Here is a 17,440-nt window from a genome sequence, read left to right on the forward strand (position 1 = left end):
ATTAGCTTACACATTCCCGTAATGCTTGGAGAATGAGCTGTGTGGAAGCGGCTCCTGGGTCAAGATGTCCAATGGTACGCTCACCGAGGTATGAGGCACGTCCCTTGGTGGCAACCATCGGTATCGTATTTTGCGCCGCGGTGTGCGCGGTCTCGGTCATAAGCTGTGCTGAAGCCACTAAGTCGGCGCCTTCATCAACGGCAGTGTTGACGGCATCAGATACCGGTAGCCAGACATCGAGCATCGTTTTTTCGTGTGCCTGCGCATGTCCGCGCCCTTGAATGGCTGCAACTGCCCGGTCTAACATCGCGGCTAGTGTTGCTGGCGTGAGTTCGTCATTGGCAACATCAGCCATCCGAATAAAAGCTGACCCGTATAGCGGTCCGGCAGCTCCACCGACGTTGGAAATCAACGTCATCCCAATGCCACGCAGAACATCCTCTGCGTGGGGATCTGCGTGAGCATCTAAATATTCGACAACGGCCCGAAAACCCCGATCCAGATTCTCGCCATGATCAGCATCGCCAATCTGACGGTCTAATTCGATCAGGGATTCACGGTTGTCTTTAATAAGCTCAGCTATTCGGTATCCCCATTGCCGTGCCCACATTAAAACCACACACTCGTTTCGTGTTCGGCAGATTGTACCGAATCAGATGAATGGATCAGGTTTTCGATTGAATCAGTTCCGGTATCACAGCCGAAATCACCACGGATTGTTCCGGGGGCTGCTGTTGTTGGGTCGGTTGCTCCACTGAGTGAACGAACGCCTTCGATAACACGATAACCGCTGACAAGGGCCGCGATGATCGGACCGGACGTCATATATTCGACGATGCTCGGATAAAATGGTTTGTCAACAAGTTCATGGTAGTGAGCTGCTAGCTGTTGTTCAGTAGCAGTAAGCATACGCACATCTTCAATTGTGTAACCCTTAGCTTCGATACGAGCCAAGATTTGTCCAACGAGGCCACGACGTACGCCGTCGGGCTTAACTAAAATGAGAGTTGTTTGTTTCATGATGCTAGTCTAACTCGATATCCACTGGTCCGGCACCGAGAAGCGCACGCGCTTGTCCACCAAGCATGATTGAACCGAGAACAGTCACCGAGGCTGGCGCTATCGCGTCTGGGTCAACGGTTTCAGCAATGTCCGCGGCGGTGGCGATAGCATCAAGCAGTTCGCCTACCACTCGTACTCGATCTTCACCAAAAATATCGGTGGCAATCTCAGTCAAATCATCAATATCCATGGCTCGGTCGCCAGCCATTTCAGTCACCACAATAGTGTGGAATACTGGCTCCAGCTCAGTAAGAATGCCTTCTACGTCTTTATCAGCCATTGCGCTAAAGACTGCAACTCGTGGCCCGGGGAAATATTCTTCGAGACCTTCTCGGGTGACTTTGGCACCAGCCGGATTGTGCGCAGCATCCACAATAATCAGTGGTGACGACTTAACTACTTCGAGCCGACCAGGCGAGCTTGTTGACATTAACGCGTGTTCAACGATGTCACCAGGAATAGCTGCACCACCAAAAAATGCTTCCACTGCGGTGAGTGCAGCTGCCGCGTTTTGCGCCTGATAGGCACCTAGCATGGCGAGTGGAATATCTTCGTAAACAGCTGCCGGGGTACGTAACGATATCAGCTGGCCGCCAACGGCAGCTTCATGACTGATTACCTCGAAATTATCGATCAGGGTTGCGTGTACTCGATGAGCGTGCTCGTATGCCATCGCACGTACTTCTGGATCTTGCGGGGCCAAAATCATGATAGTTCCGGGCTTGACGATCCCGAGCTTCTCGAATGCAATATCCGTGAGGTCATGCCCTAACCATTTTTCATGGTCGTGTGCGATCGGCATGATCATCGCAACGTCAGCATCGATCACGTTGGTGGCATCCCAACGTCCACCCATTCCAACTTCGACGACGGCGACGTCCACGGGTGCCATTGCAAACGCAGAATACGCCATCACAGTGAAGACTTCGAAGAAGGACATTCGCGGTCCATCTTGGGCAAGCGACTCGGTGTCCACCATCTCGATAAACGGTGCTACGTCTTCCCATGTTTGGACGAAGTCAGTAGCGCTAATCGCCATCCCATCGATAGATATCCGTTCCCGCACAGAGTTCAAGTGTGGCGAGGTAAAGCGCCCGGTACGCAAGCCACGCTCACGCAACAAGGCTTCCACCATACGCGCAGTTGAGGTTTTTCCATTCGTTCCGGTGATGTGAATAACCCGGAACGAATTTTGCGGATTCCCCATCAGGTCTAATGCACGCCGAACTCGATCAAGCGAAGGCTGTATCTTATGCTCGGGTGCCCGGGCCACAATGGACAGATAGATTTCTCGTACCCGTTCTTGGAGTTCGGCGTCTTCTACCCATTGGGCAGTTTCGCGTTCGTCCTCATCTTTAATATCGGAAACGACGCTTGGATCCGGCCCCGCAAACAATGGGGAGGCAAACAAGGCAGCTAATGCTTCGCCCGTTTCGTCAATCTCGTCCGGCGTCGGAGCCGAATCCATAGCGTCATTCATTTAGTTCACCTTTTCTACCTGAACCGCAAATTCACCGGTTAATACTTCTGATTCTACTGCTAATGTTTCAGCGCTAATCATCTCACGATGAGTCTCTACCGCTGCCCGATGCTCTTCGGGAACAGTTAATACTAGCCGGATGCGGTCTGCCACGTGCAGGTCTTCCGCTTTACGCTGATCCTGGACTGCACGAATCACGTCACGCGCATATCCTTCAGCCTCCAGCTCGTCATCCAGGACAGTATCGAGAACAACGAACGCTCCGGAAGCCAAGACCATCGCGACTGAGCCTTCTTCGGCACTGACCGATGTGGTCATTTCGTATTGTTCCGGAGTTAGCTCAACTGGCGGCTCAATCAGCATCCGAACGCCCGTTTCGGTGCGCTCCCACTGACCGGTCTTAGCAGCCTTGAACAACGCCGAGGTAAACTTACGAACCGATGGATCCAGCTCACGTGGAAGCACTGCAAGATCAGTAGATACTTCTAGTCCAGATTCAGCAGCTGACTGGATCTTGACTTCCTTCACGTTGACTTCACCCTTGATGAGCTCAGCGTACGGTGCCAAATCGAGATCTGTGACCACGGTCAGTGCCCGCAACGGTTGGCGTACCCGCAACTTGTGAGCCTTTCGCAAGGAATGAGCGGCCGAAACAACGTCACGCACCTCGTCCATGACGGCTACTAGATCGTCGTCGACTTCCCCAGCCTCTGGATAGTCAGTCAAATGAACAGACCGACCGCCAGTCAGGCCACGCCAAATTTCTTCGGAGACCAACGGCAGCATCGGTGCCACTACGCGCATCAGCGTTTCGAGCACGGTGTAGAGAGTATCGAACGCAGCCTTGTCCTCATTCCAGAACCGATCACGCGAGGTGCGCACATACCAGTTGGTCAGCAAGTCAAGGTAGGCACGTACCGCTTGGGTTGCGGCTGGGATATCGAGGCCGTCAAGAGACTGGCGAACGTCAGAGACCAACATCGATGTACGAGACAGCAGGTAGCGATCCATCACATCAGTTGGCTCGCTCGTCAGCCCATGCGAGACGTAACCCTTACCGCCGTCGACCGTTCCGGCGTACAACGCATAGAAATACCAAGTATTCCACAACGGCAAAATCACGTGACGCATAGCCTCACGGATACCGGCTTCGTCAACGACGAGGTTTCCGCCGCGTAGCACTGGTGAACTCATGAGCATCCAGCGCACCGCGTCCGAGCCGTAGGAGTTAAACATCTCCATCGGGTCTGGATAGTTACGGAGCGACTTGGACGCCTTTCGGCCGTCATTACCCAGCACGATACCGTGAGAAATACATGAGGTAAACGCCGGCTTATCGAACAATGCTGTTGCCAACGCATGCATGACGTAGAACCAGCCACGGGTTTGACCAATGTATTCGACGATGAAATCGCCCGGGTAGTGCGATTCGAACCAGTCGTGGTTATCGAATGGATAGTGGACTTGGGCGTACGGCATCGAACCCGAATCGAACCAGACGTCGAGGATGTCAGTGACGCGACGCATGGTGGACTTTCCGGTTGGATCGTCTGGGTTTGGCCGGGTTAATTCATCGATGAATGGGCGATGCAGGTTTGGTTCGCCGTCGCGTCCGCGTGGCAACCGGCCAAAGTCGCGTTCGAGTTCTTCAAACGAGCCGTAGACGTCAATACGCGGATACGTTGGATCATCAGACTTCCATACTGGGATTGGTGTTCCCCAGAAACGGTTACGGGAAATCGACCAGTCGCGAGCGCCTTCGAGCCAGTGTCCGAAGATGCCGTCCTTAATGTGCTCAGGCTGCCAGGTGATGTCCTGGTTGAGTTCGACCATGCGGTCACGGAACTTGGTGACGGCCACAAACCATGAGGTTACTGGCTTGTAGATCAGTGGTTTACGGCAGCGCCAGCAGTGTGGGTAGGAGTGGACGTATGACTTTTCCTGAACCAGCACGGCGCGCACGGATGGGTCACGACGCGCGATTGGACCAGTTGCGTCACGCAGGTCGTTGATGATTGGTCGGTTAGCATCGAACACGTGCATTCCGGCGTAGTCGGAGACGACGTCGAAGAATTTTCCGCCAACATCCACGGTTTCGATGACGTTCACGCCAGCTGCGGAGAGGACGAACATATCGTCTTCACCGTATGGTGCGGTGTGGACCAAGCCGGTACCATCTTCAGTGGTGACGTAGTCTGCTAGGCAAATCTTCCAGGCGTTGGGCCCTGGCTTCTCGGAATCTCGGGTGTAGTAGTCGAAGATTGGTTCATAACGTAGACCTTCGAGGTCACGTCCTTTGACTTCCTTGATGATGCGCGGTTCTTCGCCGAGCTCTTTGGCGTATGCGCTCAGGCGTTCTTTTCCGATGATGACGTGTTCGCCAGCGAGATCGCCTTCAGTTGGTTCGACGACGACGTAATCGATGTCTGGGCCAACGGTAATAGCAAGGTTAGATGGCAACGTCCATGGTGTAGTGGTCCAAATTAGTGCAAGCTCGCCTGTTTCCATGCGCAAGCCGACGGTGACTGTCTGATCTTGGCGGTCTTGGTAGACGTCGTCGTCCATCTTCAACTCGTGGTTGGACAGCGGGGTCTGATCGTTCCAGCAGTATGGCAACACGCGGTAGCCTTCGTACACGAGGCCCTTATCGTAAAGGGACTTGAAGGACCAGATCACGGATTCCATGAAGGTTGGATCGAGGGTCTTGTAACCGCCGTCGAAATTCACCCAGCGTGCTTGACGGGTGACGTATTCTTTCCACTCCGAGGCGTACTTCATGACCGAGCCACGGCAGGCATCATTGAACTTCTCGATACCGATTTTTTCGATTTCGGACTTGTCTTCGATTCCGAGGATCCGCTCAGCTTCGAGTTCGGCCGGTAGACCGTGGGTGTCCCAACCGAAAACACGCTCAACGCGGTTGCCGCGCTGGGTCTGGTAGCGGGCAACAAGATCCTTGACATATCCGGTGAGCAGGTGGCCGTAGTGTGGCAGACCGTTAGCAAAAGGAGGTCCATCGTAGAAAACGAATTCGCGACCTTCACGCTGATCAATGGACGCCTGGAAGGTTTCATCTTTTTCCCAGTAGGTAAGAATATCTTCTTCGAGGTGTGGGAAATTCGGTGAAGCCACCACATCATCTGTGCGGTGGAGTGGATAACGGCTCGATGTTGGCTCGCCCATGTAGGAACTCCTCATAGTGTTCGGTCAGGCGAGGACGCATAGCCACGTTGGGGCGTTTGCGCGGTACCACCTCGCTTGCCAAACCTTGTTTTCGCCAATCGAAACAGGTTCGACGGCGGAGCCTAGGCGTGGCCACTCGTTAGGGGCGATGACGGACCCATCCGTTCGGTTCTAATAGGCATCGTTGCCGAAGCCGTTCTTCCGAATGCTCCCCGGTGATTGCCGGATCATTGCATCTACCTAGCTTAATCAATGATCTCGGGCATTTCTACAGAACGATACGTGAAATACCTTGCGTGAGATACACCATGTTTTTCCGTCGTGCGACACAACACCTCCATTATGTCGCATAACCATGCTCATGAGATCAGGATTCCCTTACCAAACATTAACTACCTGTCTCTAACCTCCCAAGGAGCTTTAGTCAGCATACCTAGAGTTCAGCACTAAAGTCAGGCTACCCTTAGTACCGAGATACTGTTGTTACTACTTGGAGAAATACTGTGTCAAGATCCCGACGCCGAACATCCGACCCCGCGGTGCAGGTCATATCTGCAGCCGGGAAACGAGGAACTCGCTATACCGCACTTATGCGAATTTTCGTTGAGCTGTGCGTAGCTGCCGCACTTATCGCCACGGCAAACACACTTGGCCCATACCTTGTTGGGGTACAGCCCTGGACACCATGGTTCATTATCGCGGTAGTCTTTGCGTTAGCCGCCGGAGCCTTCGGCATCCTCGAAGTCACATCCGGCATCGCCCAAGCACGAGCCGAAGAAAAACGTATCCGTCATCGGATACTGTCACGAATCTTCACCGCCAAATCGTTACCACAAGACGATTCAGATGCGTTCTCATCGGCAAAGCTCATTCAGCTGATGACCGACAATGCAGAGCGCCTGACTGATTTCCGTCAGCAATACCTCGGTTCGACTCTCGCCGCGCTATTCACCCCGGTTCTGCTAGTCATCTACATAACCATTGGCGTCGATTGGCACCTAGGCCTAGGAATGGCACTATCGATTCCAGTTGTGCCACTTCTTGTTGGCGGATTTTTACGGCTTTTCCGCGGTGTTTCCGCGCGTTCGCGCGCCGAGCGTGCCAAGCTCACCACCCAATATCTCGACGCGATTCGCAATCTCACTGCGGTCCGACTTTTCGGAGCCGGATCGCGCCTGGAAACAACACTGCGCGCCCAAGGCGAAAAGAACCGCCGCGCAATCATGAAAATCTTGGCCGGAAACCAGATCGTCATCATTGTGCTTGACGGCGTCTTCTCACTCGTTTTCGTCTGCTGGTCCGTTCTCCTCATATCCTGGGGTATCGACGCCGGACGCGTCGACGTAACAGGCGCTGTCAGCACGCTCTTCCTCCTTGTCCTATTCCTCGAACCGCTCAGCCAAGTCGCCGGATTCTTTTATATCGGCATGGGCGGAATCGCGGCACAACGCGCCATCAAGCGCTACCTGCAATCGCATCCCGAGCCCACCGCCACCCCAGCAATCGGCGAAGCTCCCACCACTGAGACACCAGCTGATAACCACCGCATCCAGGTATCGAACGTCAGCTACGATTACGGTCGCGGCGAGGTTCTGCATGGAGCCAACGTCGTCGTCGATAACGGCGAAAAAATTGGAATCGTCGGCCCGTCCGGCGCCGGAAAATCAACGCTACTTGGTCTACTCAAAGGCTCACTGCCACTCCAAGACGGATCCATCGTCATCTCCGGTCAGGAACTGCACCACCTCACCCCCGCCAATATCCGCAAACTGGCCGCCTCCGTTTCGCAAACCACATGGCTATTTACCGGAACTATTGCCGACAACCTCCGGCTGGTACGCCAAGACGCCACCGAAGAAGACATGTGGAATGCCCTCGAACGCGCCCACGTTGCCCACGACATCCGTCGCATGCCCGACGGTTTACATACTGATGTTGGCGAACGCGGCTCACGCCTATCGGGCGGCCAAGCCCAACGAATCTCGCTGGCCCGCGCCTTCCTCTCCGGACGCGACATCCTCTTCTTAGACGAACCCACCTCACACGTGGATCCAGAATCCGAAACACACATCATTGATGCCATCGCCGATATTGGTTCCGATCTAACAGTTGTTATGGTTACCCATCGCCGTGCACTGCTTCGCATCGCCAACCAGGTTTACACCGTCACTAACGGCACTGTTTCCCAAGGAGTACGTTCATGAATCGCACCGCGCCATTAACTCAACCATCGAATCGGGAGCTGCTGCGATGGCTCACTGGCATCACTCGGCCAGTTCACACCCCACTCTTGTTCTCCACGTTCTTCCGGTTCCTGAATCTGTCGCTCGACATCGTATTGTTCGCGTGGGCCGGCTGGACGGTCATGAACGCGCTTGCCGGGCAACCAATCGGGTTCCACCTCGGTGGCATCGTGATCGTGGCAGTTACGAAAGCTCTCGCCTACTACCTCGAACAGTTCCTTGGACATTTCGTGGCATTCAAGGCGCTGGAGCTACTGCGCGGCTACGCCTTCTCCAAGCTCTGGCCACAAGCCCCAATGATCAGCACTCAAACCCGCTCCGGCGATTTGTTGGCATCGCTGACCCGCGACGTGGACCGGATCGAAGTGGTCTATGCGCACACATTCGCGCCCGTAGTTTCGGCGCTCGTTGTCCCACCGATTTTCTTCCTATCCTTGGGAATGAACATCTCCTGGCTCGTGGTGCTGCCACCAGCTATCTGCTACCTGTTAGCAATGACGCTCGTGCCGTGGCTAGGAGCACGCGAATCGTTTAGCGCAACCTCCACTCAGCTCGCACATCGCGCCGACCTCGTCTCGCACGTCACTGATTCGGTGTTCGGCGCCGAGGAAGTTGTTGGTTATGGCCTTGAAGCTGAACGTCTCGACCAGATGAATCATCTTGCTGGCATCGTGACAGCTGACACGCGCCGTCCCGCTCTCTTCCGTGGATTGCGCCGCGGACTCAACATTTCGCTATCGGCTCTTTCGGTTATCGGCATCGCGTTTGTTGGCTACGCCAGCGGGCTAGAACCAGCGCTCACCGTAGCACTCGCAGCCGGCGCGTTACGTCTATTTGAAGGCCCGAAAGGCGTGGAGGACGCTATTGGCGCACTCGACGCTTCCTTCGCCTCCGCACGACGGATCTGGACGATTGCCCACAGCGATTATGGTGTGGCCGACGGCGAACGCGACTTCCCGACGTCGTCCGATGAAGACGCAATGATCGAATGGCGCAACGTCACCTACCGTTATCCGCAAACAGCCGATAATAGTGAGGCAGCGTTGAAGGACATCAACGTGAAGGTTCCGCGTGGCTCGCACACAGTTTTCGTGGGTCATTCTGGTTCTGGAAAGACGACTGCCGCGCAATTGTTGCTGCGTTTCGACGATCCAACTGCTGGCGATATCCTCATCAACGGTGTGCCAGTACGCGATATCCGACTCGATGAGCTGCGCTCCCACGTGGTGCTCGTGACCCAAAAGAATCAAATTCTGGACACCACAATTGCGGACAACGTTCGTCTCGGCGCCCCAAACGCCACCGATGAGGAAGTCTGGGCAGCCCTAGAAATGGCAGAATTGGCTGACGAAGTGCGTGCCATGCCCGATGGATTAGAAACCCGCACCGGTCAAGATGGCACCCAGCTTTCTGGCGGGCAGGCGCAGCGACTCGGTTTGGCGCGGGCATTGATTATGCATCCTGATGTGTTGGTTCTTGATGAGTTCTCCGCGAATTTGAACGTTGAGCTGGACGCGCGAATCCGCGAGCACTTAGCCCAACTGCCGGTCACCATCATAGAAGTCACCCACCGGCTTTCCCATACCGAACAGGCTGACCAGGTAGTGAGTTTCAACTAAAGGAATGGTGTGGAGCAGTTCGATCGCTATAGTCAATAATTAGATTCAGAACTGCCCCACCCCTCATCGCTTACTAGACTTGCGGAAATTTCTTCCCTAGTTGCGAAGCTAGTAGTTGAACCGCGAGAAACATTAGTGAGACAACTATGAAAGTGAAGAATCTTTCCGGTTTCGTAATAACCAGCAGGATAAAGTATTGGGCAAACGTCGAATACCATAACAAGAGGTGACGTTCTCGAGAAATCAGTGGGTTTCGTTGCGCAGTCAATGAAGAATCAGTATAAGAGATTCCAGCGGTAGCTAACAGAATTACCACTACTGAAGTAACTATAATCCACATTATATGACTCCTAATAAATGGGCACAGGATGCAGTACCTAAGATTTGAAAATAAGCTTTTTGGTATCAGGGCCTAACGTGGTGAAAAATGCTTTAACTGCAGCGGCGGCAACAATTTTCTCATCGTTCACCCAATCTCTAATGCCTCGAACACATTCACTCACTCTGTTGATTTTATGCCATGCTTTTAGAGCTAGCGGTGATTTTTGAACAAGATTATAGATTTTTGCTGCAGCAACAGGCACCTTTGCAAAAACCAACAAAGAAACTCGCTATTTCCGCAGTACAAACCGAAGTACGCTCCTTACTCAGGATCAGCCGCAATAGGATACACTGCATCAAAGTCAATTGCCCAAGGAGCATTCATTGTTGCAATCGTCTTTCCGTAAACCACGTTCGTAAGCAGAAGGCTACCCGTGCTTGTATGTTGCCATTCATAGCCTGACGGGATATCGGTTTTTACACTATATCTATCTCCGTTAGAAGGAGATTTGAGCACGGCGACACTCTGAGACCCGTTTGGAGTTATATGTGTAACTGTTGAAATGCCCGTGGGCGTTTCAATCACTGTGTTGGTTCTTGATGAGTTCTCCGCGAATTTGAATGTTGAGCTGGACGCGCGAATCCGCGAGCACTTAGCCCAACTGCTGGTCACCATCATAGAAGTCACCCACCGGCTTTCTCACACCGAACAGGCTGACCAGGTCTATAGTTTTGACCGCGGTGAAGTCATCACGCCGGTTCGTTAGCCACCCGGCGTTCTAGCCAGCCGGCATTCTCCCTAACACAAAATCTCGCCCAGCGACACGGTAGGCCCATATAGAGCACTATCGTCACGTGGGGCGAGATTTTGTGCATATACCTAACTCAGGTCTATCGAGGCGTCTTTACAGTCCGCATTCTGTTTGTAAGGTATGAATTAAGCTCTTTTTATCTTGATCTCCTAGAGTAAAACCAACAGAGTTATACTTCTGTAAAACTTCGCTCATCCTCACCGCATATTCGCACCGGTAAGAAGTATTGTCAGGCATCCATTCTGCTGGACCTTTATCGGATTTTACGATATTCGCTCGTTGTTCAACAGCTACAAGATTGATTGGGTCATTGGCGAACTCTTCCAATAGCTTCTTCTTACCTTCTTGTGCTAGTTTCCACGCTCCATGTCGATATGCATAGCCGAGCGGTATCACGTGGTCAATTTGCACCTTGCTCGCATTTTTTGCACGGTCAAATTGAATCGTCTGTCCAGTGTACGGATCTTCAAGTGTGCCGCTGTAAACGGTTGCGTTCTTACACTTCCTGACACCCTGACCAATACCTTGTTCTCTGGTTTGGACACCCGGACGGGGAGAAAAATCAACGTTCGTAAGATCTCGCGCAAGAATATCATTTCGAGTATCGCACTGATTGTGATCCATGTCTTTCCATGGAGTGCCAAATAATTTTGTCCTATTCCCGGTGTATCCAAGCCCGTTATGGGGATCTGGTATATCTTGTGACAGTCCTGTTTCAAGGAAAGTCAAGGCCTGCGACGCACGAGGCGCTAAGTCATCGTTAGGCACTGCGTTGGCAATGCCTACTGGCGCAAGGCTAAGCGCGGCTGAAAGAACTAAACGAGTAAACATATATTCCCCTTACCTAGTGGTTCAAACACACAAATCATATGCCTAGGGAGCCTGGATCGAGTACGACATCGTTAGAACCAATAGGTGTTTCGGGGCTAATAGGCGATTATCTAGTTAAATGCACGCGTCGAAAGTGTGTCCGGCTTTTGCGCGAAATATTCGGCATTAGCCCGACTATGGAATTTTTGTCCATCTGCAATTCTGTGGCTGTCGGCAAAACTGGGTAATAGTGCAAACCTAGGCGTATATCGCCAAGGTTTGCACTTTTACCAAGATTAGTGGACACCTTCTGTTTACTCGCGGCACTGTTAAACTTAATCCCATGACAACTCTTGGTTTTATCGGTGCTGGTTCGATGGCCAGCGCAATTATGCACGGCCTGGTCTCTTCCGGTACGCCCGGTGGTGACATAATTTTTTCGCGGCGCAATGCCGACGCCGGTAACCAACTAGCTACCGATCTCCAAGCCAGTTTCACTATCGATAACAGTGAGGTAGCACGAGCCAGCCACATCCTCGTCCTAGCAGTCAAGCCATATCTGGTTGCTAGTATTCTTGACGAGATTAGCCCGCACCTTTCTCCTGACACCATCATTGTTTCGGTGGCGGCGGGGGTATCGCTCGCGGATCTCGCTGAGCATTTGCCAGCAGGCCAGCCGACTGTGCGCGCCATGCCAAATGTTAATGCACACATCCGTCAATCCATGACTGGACTATGCGCGAATAAGTACGTCACTGAATCAGCCGCCCGCCAGGTATGGACGATGTTTGAAGCCATCGGACAAGTAGCAGATATTCCTGAAGAACTCTTCTCCGCATTTTCAGCAATCGCCGGCTGTTCTCCAGCCTGGACATACACCTATATTGATGCGTTGGCACGTGCCGCGCTCGCGGAAGGGATGACGAAGCGCGAAGCCGTACGGTGCGCCGCTCAAGCCGTCCTTGGTTCTGCCCGTATGGTTCTCGATTCACTCGATACTGCTGTCCCGGCCGAACTAGTAGATCGCGTTACCTCACCCGGCGGCACGACTATTGCTGGATTACTTGCCATGGAAGACGCCGGATTCTCCCCTGCTGTCATCGCCGGCGTACGCGCTGCGGTCGCGCGTGATAAAGAGTAAAGCAGGCCAACGTGACACCTGCCACCGTGCAGACCAAGGCATGAGAATGCCAAAACGTGGAACAATAGAACCATGACTGAAAATAATTCCGCATTGCTCGATAACACCGAGGTTCCGGACAAGGCATCGCTCGAAGGTCTAGAAGATCGTTGGGGTAAGGCTTGGGCCGAGAACGGCACTTACCGCTTCGACCGGGAAACTTCGCGTACCCAGGTCTACTCGATTGACACCCCACCACCAACTGTTTCTGGTTCGCTACACGTGGGCCACGTGTTCAGCTATACCCATACAGATACAGTTGCCCGCTACAAGCGTATGCAGGGGATGAATGTCTTCTACCCGATGGGCTGGGATGACAACGGCCTACCAACAGAACGCCGGGTACAAAACTATTATGGTGTGCGCGTTGATCCGTCGTTGCTATACGTACCAAATTTTGTGCCGCCGCATGATGGTGGTGATGGCAAGTCGATCAAGTTCGCTGACCAGATGCCTATTTCCCGACCAAACTTTATCGAGTTGTGTTGGAAGCTAACCCAAGAGGACGAACAGCAGTTTGAAGCGTTGTGGCGTCATCTTGGCCTGTCAGTCGACTGGGAGCAGAATTACCAAACCATTGGTTCTAAGGCACAAAAGGTTGCCCAGGCTGCTTTCATTAAGAATCTTGAACGTGGCGAAGCCTACCAGGCACAAGCCCCGGGTCTGTGGGATATTACCTTCCAGACCGCAGTTGCCCAGGCTGAATTGGAAGCCCGCGAATACCCTGGCGCATACCATTCACTTGCGTTCCATCGTACCGACGGCGGTGACGACGTCGTTATCGAAACTACCCGTCCAGAATTACTGCCGGCTTGTGTAGCACTTATTGCTCACCCAGACGATGAACGCTACCAAGAATTGTTCGGCACAACTGTTACCTCGCCAGTCTTCGGCGTCGAAATTCCAGTCCTACCTCATCCACAGGCAGAGATGGACAAGGGTGCGGGAATTGCGATGTGCTGTACGTTTGGCGATGTTACCGACGTCGTCTGGTGGCGCGAGCTGGCGCTGCCAATGCGCTCGGTGCTTGGCAAAGATGGCCGCTTGCTGAACGAGACCCCAGAGTGGATCACTACCCCGGCAGGCGTTTCGATGTACGAAGCGATGGCTGGCAAGACCACATTCTCTGCTCGTAAAGCACTTGTCGAAAAGTTGGCGGAAACCGGCGAAATGCTTGGTGAACCAAAGCCAACCACTCGTATGACGAACTTCTTCGAAAAGGGCGATAAGCCACTCGAAATCGTCACCTCCCGACAGTGGTACATCCGCAACGGCGGTCGCCCGCATGAGGATTCCAACGGCAAGGATCTGCGCGATAACCTCTTGGCTCGCGGTGAAGAAGTTGCTTTCCATCCTGACTTTATGCGGGTTCGCTACAATAACTGGGTTGAAGGTTTGAACACTGACTGGCTCGTGTCCCGTCAGCGTTTCTTCGGCGTTCCGTTGCCATTGTGGTACCGTGTCACTGAAGCTGGCGATGTTGATTACGACGACGTTATCGTTCCGTCTATCGACCAGCTCCCGATCGATCCAACCACCGATGTTCCAGAAGGGTTCGCTGCTGAGCAGCGTGGCCAGGCTGGCGGCTTCGTTGGCGAAGTTGACATTATGGATACTTGGGCTACCTCATCTCTCACCCCGGAAATTGCCGGCGGCTGGTTAACTGACGAAGATTTATTCGCCAAGGTTTACCCGATGGATGTTCGCCCACAGGGCCAGGACATTATTCGTACCTGGCTCTTCTCCACTATGGTTCGTGCCCATCTCGAATTTGATGACGTCCCATGGAAGCATGCTGCTATCTCAGGCTGGATCTTGGATCCGGACCGTAAGAAGATGAGTAAGTCCAAGGGTAACGTTGTGACCCCGATGGGTCTGCTAGAAAAGCATGGTTCGGACGCGGTTCGCTATTGGGCGGCTTCGGCACGCTTGGGTACTGATGCAGCTTTCGATGAGCAGCAGATGAAGATTGGTCGTCGCTTGGCGATGAAGCTTCTTAATGCTTCGAAGTTTGCGTTGCAGATGGGCGGCGCTGGCGTGAAGGTCGATCTCGATTCTTCTGCGGTCACCGAACCGCTCGACCGCGCTATGCTGGCTGAGCTTGCTCACGTGGTTGAACAAGCAACTCAAGCATTCGAGAACTACGATCACACTCGAGCACTTGAAATCTCCGAAACGTGTTTCTGGACTTTCTGCGATGACTACCTCGAGCTTGTTAAGGATCGCGCATATGACCGGGACGGAAAGTATGCTGCCGCTGGCCATACCGATGCAGTACGCTCTGCACGTGTTGCGTTGAACCTTGCAGTGGATACGTTCGTTCGTTTATTCGCTCCGATCCTGCCATACGCAGCTGAGGAGGTCTGGTCATGGTATCGCACTGGATCTGTTCATCGTGCACAGTGGCCATCGATTGTTCCATTGGCTCAAGCTTCTGGTGATGCCGATCCAGCTACCTTACACGTTGCAAGTCAAGCGTTGGCAGCGCTGCGCAAAATTAAGTCGGAAAACAAGGTCTCACAGCGTACCTCGTTCCACACTGTCACGCTGACAGTTCCGGAACTCGACGCGGCGAAGATTGCTGCGGTTAGCTCCGATATTGTTGCGGCCGCTCACGTAGATGGCCAGTTCGTCGTCGAAACAAGCGATGTGGAAACACCGACTGTGACGGCTTACGACCTAGCTGAACCAGAGCCAAAGAAGAAGTAAACTTTTCTCTTCAAATACGAGCCCGGCATTGACGTTACATCGTGCCGGGCTCGTGCCATAATATGGCTATGTGCGTCGCACGCAACACACGCAATATCCTCCCCCTTCACAAAAACTTACGGTATCGTAGGAATGGTTAAGCGTTCCTGAAGGAGGACCTCCGTGAGCAAGTATATTGAAGACGAAGGCGTAGCATTCATTCCTGGTCTAGTAAAAATATCCGATAATATGACCGTCCCGTCCACTATTCGGCGCTATGGCGAGGAGCGATCCAAGCACGTCGTTATTGAACGCAAGTCAAATCTCGGCAACAACTGGGTGCCCGTCACATGGCATCAGCTCATCGAAGAGGTACGCTCCTTAGCGCGTGGCTTTATCGCCATGGGTGTACAGCCCGGCGATTGCATCGCGATTATGGCCCACACGTCATACGAATGGACGCTGTTCGACTTTGCGATTCAATTCGCGGGCGCTCATGCTATCCCGATTTATGAGACCTCGTCGACTGCACAAGCAGAATGGATTATCCAAGACGCACACATCCGCTTTGCGATCGTGGAAAACCAGGGAATGTACAACGTTCTCGCACCAATTTTGGCAAAGTTTGACCATTTTGAAGACGCTTTCGTGATCAACGATGACGCCCAAGGGAGAATCTCTGCTCGCGGAAATATCGAGGACGATCACATTATTGATGAGCGTATCGATGCGATCCACGCGGATGATCTGTGGACTATTATCTATACTTCTGGAACAACTGGACGGCCTAAGGGCGCGGAGCTCTCGCATCGTAATGTATTGCATGTTGCCTTGAACGGACCGACTGATGAGGGTTTGACTAGCGTCATCTCATATAAAGGATCCCGCACACTTCTATTCTTACCACAAGCGCACGTCTTTGCTCGATTCATTAACCTGGTCGCAATGATTGGTAACGCCACTGTTGGATACTGTGGCACGAAGAATCTCGTAGCTGATATGCAGTCGTTCAAGCCAACTTTCATCTTGGCAGTGCCACGCATCTTCGAAAAGATTTACAACTCGGCCGACTCTAAAGCTGGTAAAGGCGTCAAACTGCGGCTATTCCGTACGTTTGCTAAGGTCGCAATTAACTATTCACGAGCACAAGGAACTGCTAAAGGCCCGTCAGCAAAGCTCACGGCACAGCATCGGCTGGGCGACAAGCTCGTTTATTCGAAGTTGCGGGAGATCACTGGTGGCAAGCTGCGCTACGCCATTTCCGGGGGCGCACCGCTGGGCGAACGGCTTGGCTCGTTCTTCCGCGGCATCGGGCTTACCGTGTTGGAAGGTTATGGTTTAACTGAGACTTCCGCACCAACAACAGTCAACCGATCAAACTATATGCGCATTGGGTCAGTTGGCCTGCCCTACCCTGGCTGTTACGTTAAGACTGCCGACGACGACGAAATTCTCATCAAGGGTGACCACGTCTTTCAGCGTTACCACAACGATCCCGAAGCTACGGCTGCTGCGTTTACGGACGACGGCTGGTTCCGTACCGGCGATATTGGGCGAATCGATGAAGATGACTTCGTATGGATTACCGGACGCAAGAAGGAACTGATTGTCACCGCAGGTGGAAAGAATGTTGCGCCGGCTGTGTTGGAAGATCGGCTTCGTTCTCACCCGCTGATTTCACAGGTCGTTGTTGTTGGCGACAAGAAACCATTTATTGGAGCGTTGATAACGTTGGACGCCGAGGCTTTGCCACAGTGGCTTATGAACCACAACTTACCGTCAATGACAGTTGCCGATGCTATTAGCGATCCACAGGTAATAGCTGCTGTTGACCGCGCAATAAAGCGAGTCAATGAGCGAGTTTCACGTGCGGAGTCTATCCGTAAGTTCACTATTCTTCCTACAGATTTCACTGTGGGTAACGGATACTTAACGCCGTCGTTGAAGGTCCGACGCAATGTAGTGTTGGAAGAATTCGCAGATTACATTCACGAGATCTACGGCGATTGATCGAAGCTCGTATTTAGTGACTTGGGCACGCG

14 protein-coding genes are annotated in these 17,440 nt (G+C 53.0%); 6 read left to right on the forward strand and 8 right to left on the reverse strand.

What is annotated here, in order from left to right; translation table 11 throughout:
* Nucleotide 1 precedes the first annotated feature (1 nt).
* From dhaL to ileS, 4 genes are read right to left on the reverse strand one after another with little or no spacing between them, the layout of a single operon-like run.
* Nucleotides 2-610 (reverse strand): dihydroxyacetone kinase subunit DhaL, encoded by a 609-nt coding sequence (dhaL, locus tag KSO86_RS03840; protein ID WP_216379065.1) that lies wholly within the window; start codon nt 608-610, stop codon nt 2-4.
* Nucleotides 610-1,020, reverse strand: coding sequence for a nucleoside-diphosphate kinase (ndk, locus tag KSO86_RS03845; RefSeq protein ID WP_216378857.1), 411 nt, complete (start codon nt 1,018-1,020; stop codon nt 610-612). Before ndk ends, dhaL begins: the two co-directional genes overlap by 1 nt.
* A gap of 4 nt (nt 1,021-1,024) precedes the next feature.
* Entirely contained in the window at nt 1,025-2,542 is a 1,518-nt protein-coding gene (locus KSO86_RS03850) for a bifunctional folylpolyglutamate synthase/dihydrofolate synthase (RefSeq protein ID WP_216378856.1), read from the reverse strand.
* Nucleotides 2,543-5,725, reverse strand: a complete 3,183-nt coding sequence (ileS, locus tag KSO86_RS03855; RefSeq protein ID WP_216378855.1) for an isoleucine--tRNA ligase — start codon at nt 5,723-5,725, stop codon at nt 2,543-2,545. It lies immediately after the preceding gene.
* Nucleotides 5,726-6,228: 503 nt separating this feature from the next.
* Between ileS and KSO86_RS03860 the strand changes: the two genes are divergently transcribed.
* Together KSO86_RS03860 and KSO86_RS03865 are read left to right on the forward strand one after the other, a co-directional pair.
* The gene (locus KSO86_RS03860) at nt 6,229-7,929 is read left to right on the forward strand and encodes an ABC transporter ATP-binding protein/permease (protein WP_366493428.1); all 1,701 of its coding nucleotides are present in this window, start codon (nt 6,229-6,231) and stop codon (nt 7,927-7,929) included.
* The gene (locus KSO86_RS03865) at nt 7,926-9,587 is read left to right on the forward strand and encodes an amino acid ABC transporter ATP-binding/permease protein (protein WP_216378854.1); all 1,662 of its coding nucleotides are present in this window, start codon (nt 7,926-7,928) and stop codon (nt 9,585-9,587) included. Before KSO86_RS03860 ends, KSO86_RS03865 begins: the two co-directional genes overlap by 4 nt.
* A gap of 73 nt (nt 9,588-9,660) precedes the next feature.
* Here KSO86_RS03865 and KSO86_RS03870 read toward each other — a convergent pair whose 3' ends face one another.
* From KSO86_RS03870 to KSO86_RS03880, 3 genes are read right to left on the reverse strand one after another with little or no spacing between them, the layout of a single operon-like run.
* Nucleotides 9,661-9,927, reverse strand: coding sequence for a hypothetical protein (locus KSO86_RS03870; RefSeq protein WP_216378853.1), 267 nt, complete (start codon nt 9,925-9,927; stop codon nt 9,661-9,663).
* A gap of 37 nt (nt 9,928-9,964) precedes the next feature.
* A complete protein-coding gene (locus KSO86_RS03875) occupies nt 9,965-10,189 on the reverse strand; it encodes a hypothetical protein (protein WP_216378852.1) in 225 nt (74 codons plus the stop codon).
* 41 nt (nt 10,190-10,230) lie between these two features.
* Nucleotides 10,231-10,425: a hypothetical protein gene (locus KSO86_RS03880; RefSeq protein ID WP_216378851.1), complete on the reverse strand. Its 195-nt coding sequence runs from the start codon at nt 10,423-10,425 to the stop codon at nt 10,231-10,233.
* A 52-nt stretch (nt 10,426-10,477) separates the two neighbouring features.
* Here KSO86_RS03880 and KSO86_RS03885 point away from each other — a divergent pair, with 52 nt between their 5' ends.
* Entirely contained in the window at nt 10,478-10,675 is a 198-nt protein-coding gene (locus KSO86_RS03885) for a hypothetical protein (protein WP_216378850.1), read from the forward strand.
* 138 nt (nt 10,676-10,813) lie between these two features.
* On the opposite strand, the gene KSO86_RS03890 is transcribed toward KSO86_RS03885, so the two are convergent.
* Complete coding sequence (locus KSO86_RS03890; RefSeq protein WP_216378849.1) at nt 10,814-11,551, reverse strand: HNH endonuclease family protein; 738 nt, start codon at nt 11,549-11,551, stop codon at nt 10,814-10,816.
* A 322-nt stretch (nt 11,552-11,873) separates the two neighbouring features.
* Between KSO86_RS03890 and proC the strand changes: the two genes are divergently transcribed.
* The 3 genes from proC (at nt 11,874) to KSO86_RS03905 (ending at nt 17,408) form a co-directional block, all read left to right on the forward strand.
* Nucleotides 11,874-12,671, forward strand: coding sequence for a pyrroline-5-carboxylate reductase (gene proC, locus KSO86_RS03895; RefSeq protein ID WP_216378848.1), 798 nt, complete (start codon nt 11,874-11,876; stop codon nt 12,669-12,671).
* A 72-nt stretch (nt 12,672-12,743) separates the two neighbouring features.
* Nucleotides 12,744-15,419, forward strand: coding sequence for a valine--tRNA ligase (gene valS, locus KSO86_RS03900; protein WP_216378847.1), 2,676 nt, complete (start codon nt 12,744-12,746; stop codon nt 15,417-15,419).
* A 162-nt stretch (nt 15,420-15,581) separates the two neighbouring features.
* Nucleotides 15,582-17,408: an AMP-dependent synthetase/ligase gene (locus KSO86_RS03905; RefSeq protein WP_216378846.1), complete on the forward strand. Its 1,827-nt coding sequence runs from the start codon at nt 15,582-15,584 to the stop codon at nt 17,406-17,408.
* Nucleotides 17,409-17,440: the final 32 nt, after the last annotated feature.

Origin of the sequence: Arcanobacterium phocae (assembly GCF_018913465.1) — a bacterium.
Taxonomy (GTDB): Bacteria; Actinomycetota; Actinomycetes; order Actinomycetales; family Actinomycetaceae; genus Arcanobacterium; species Arcanobacterium phocae_A.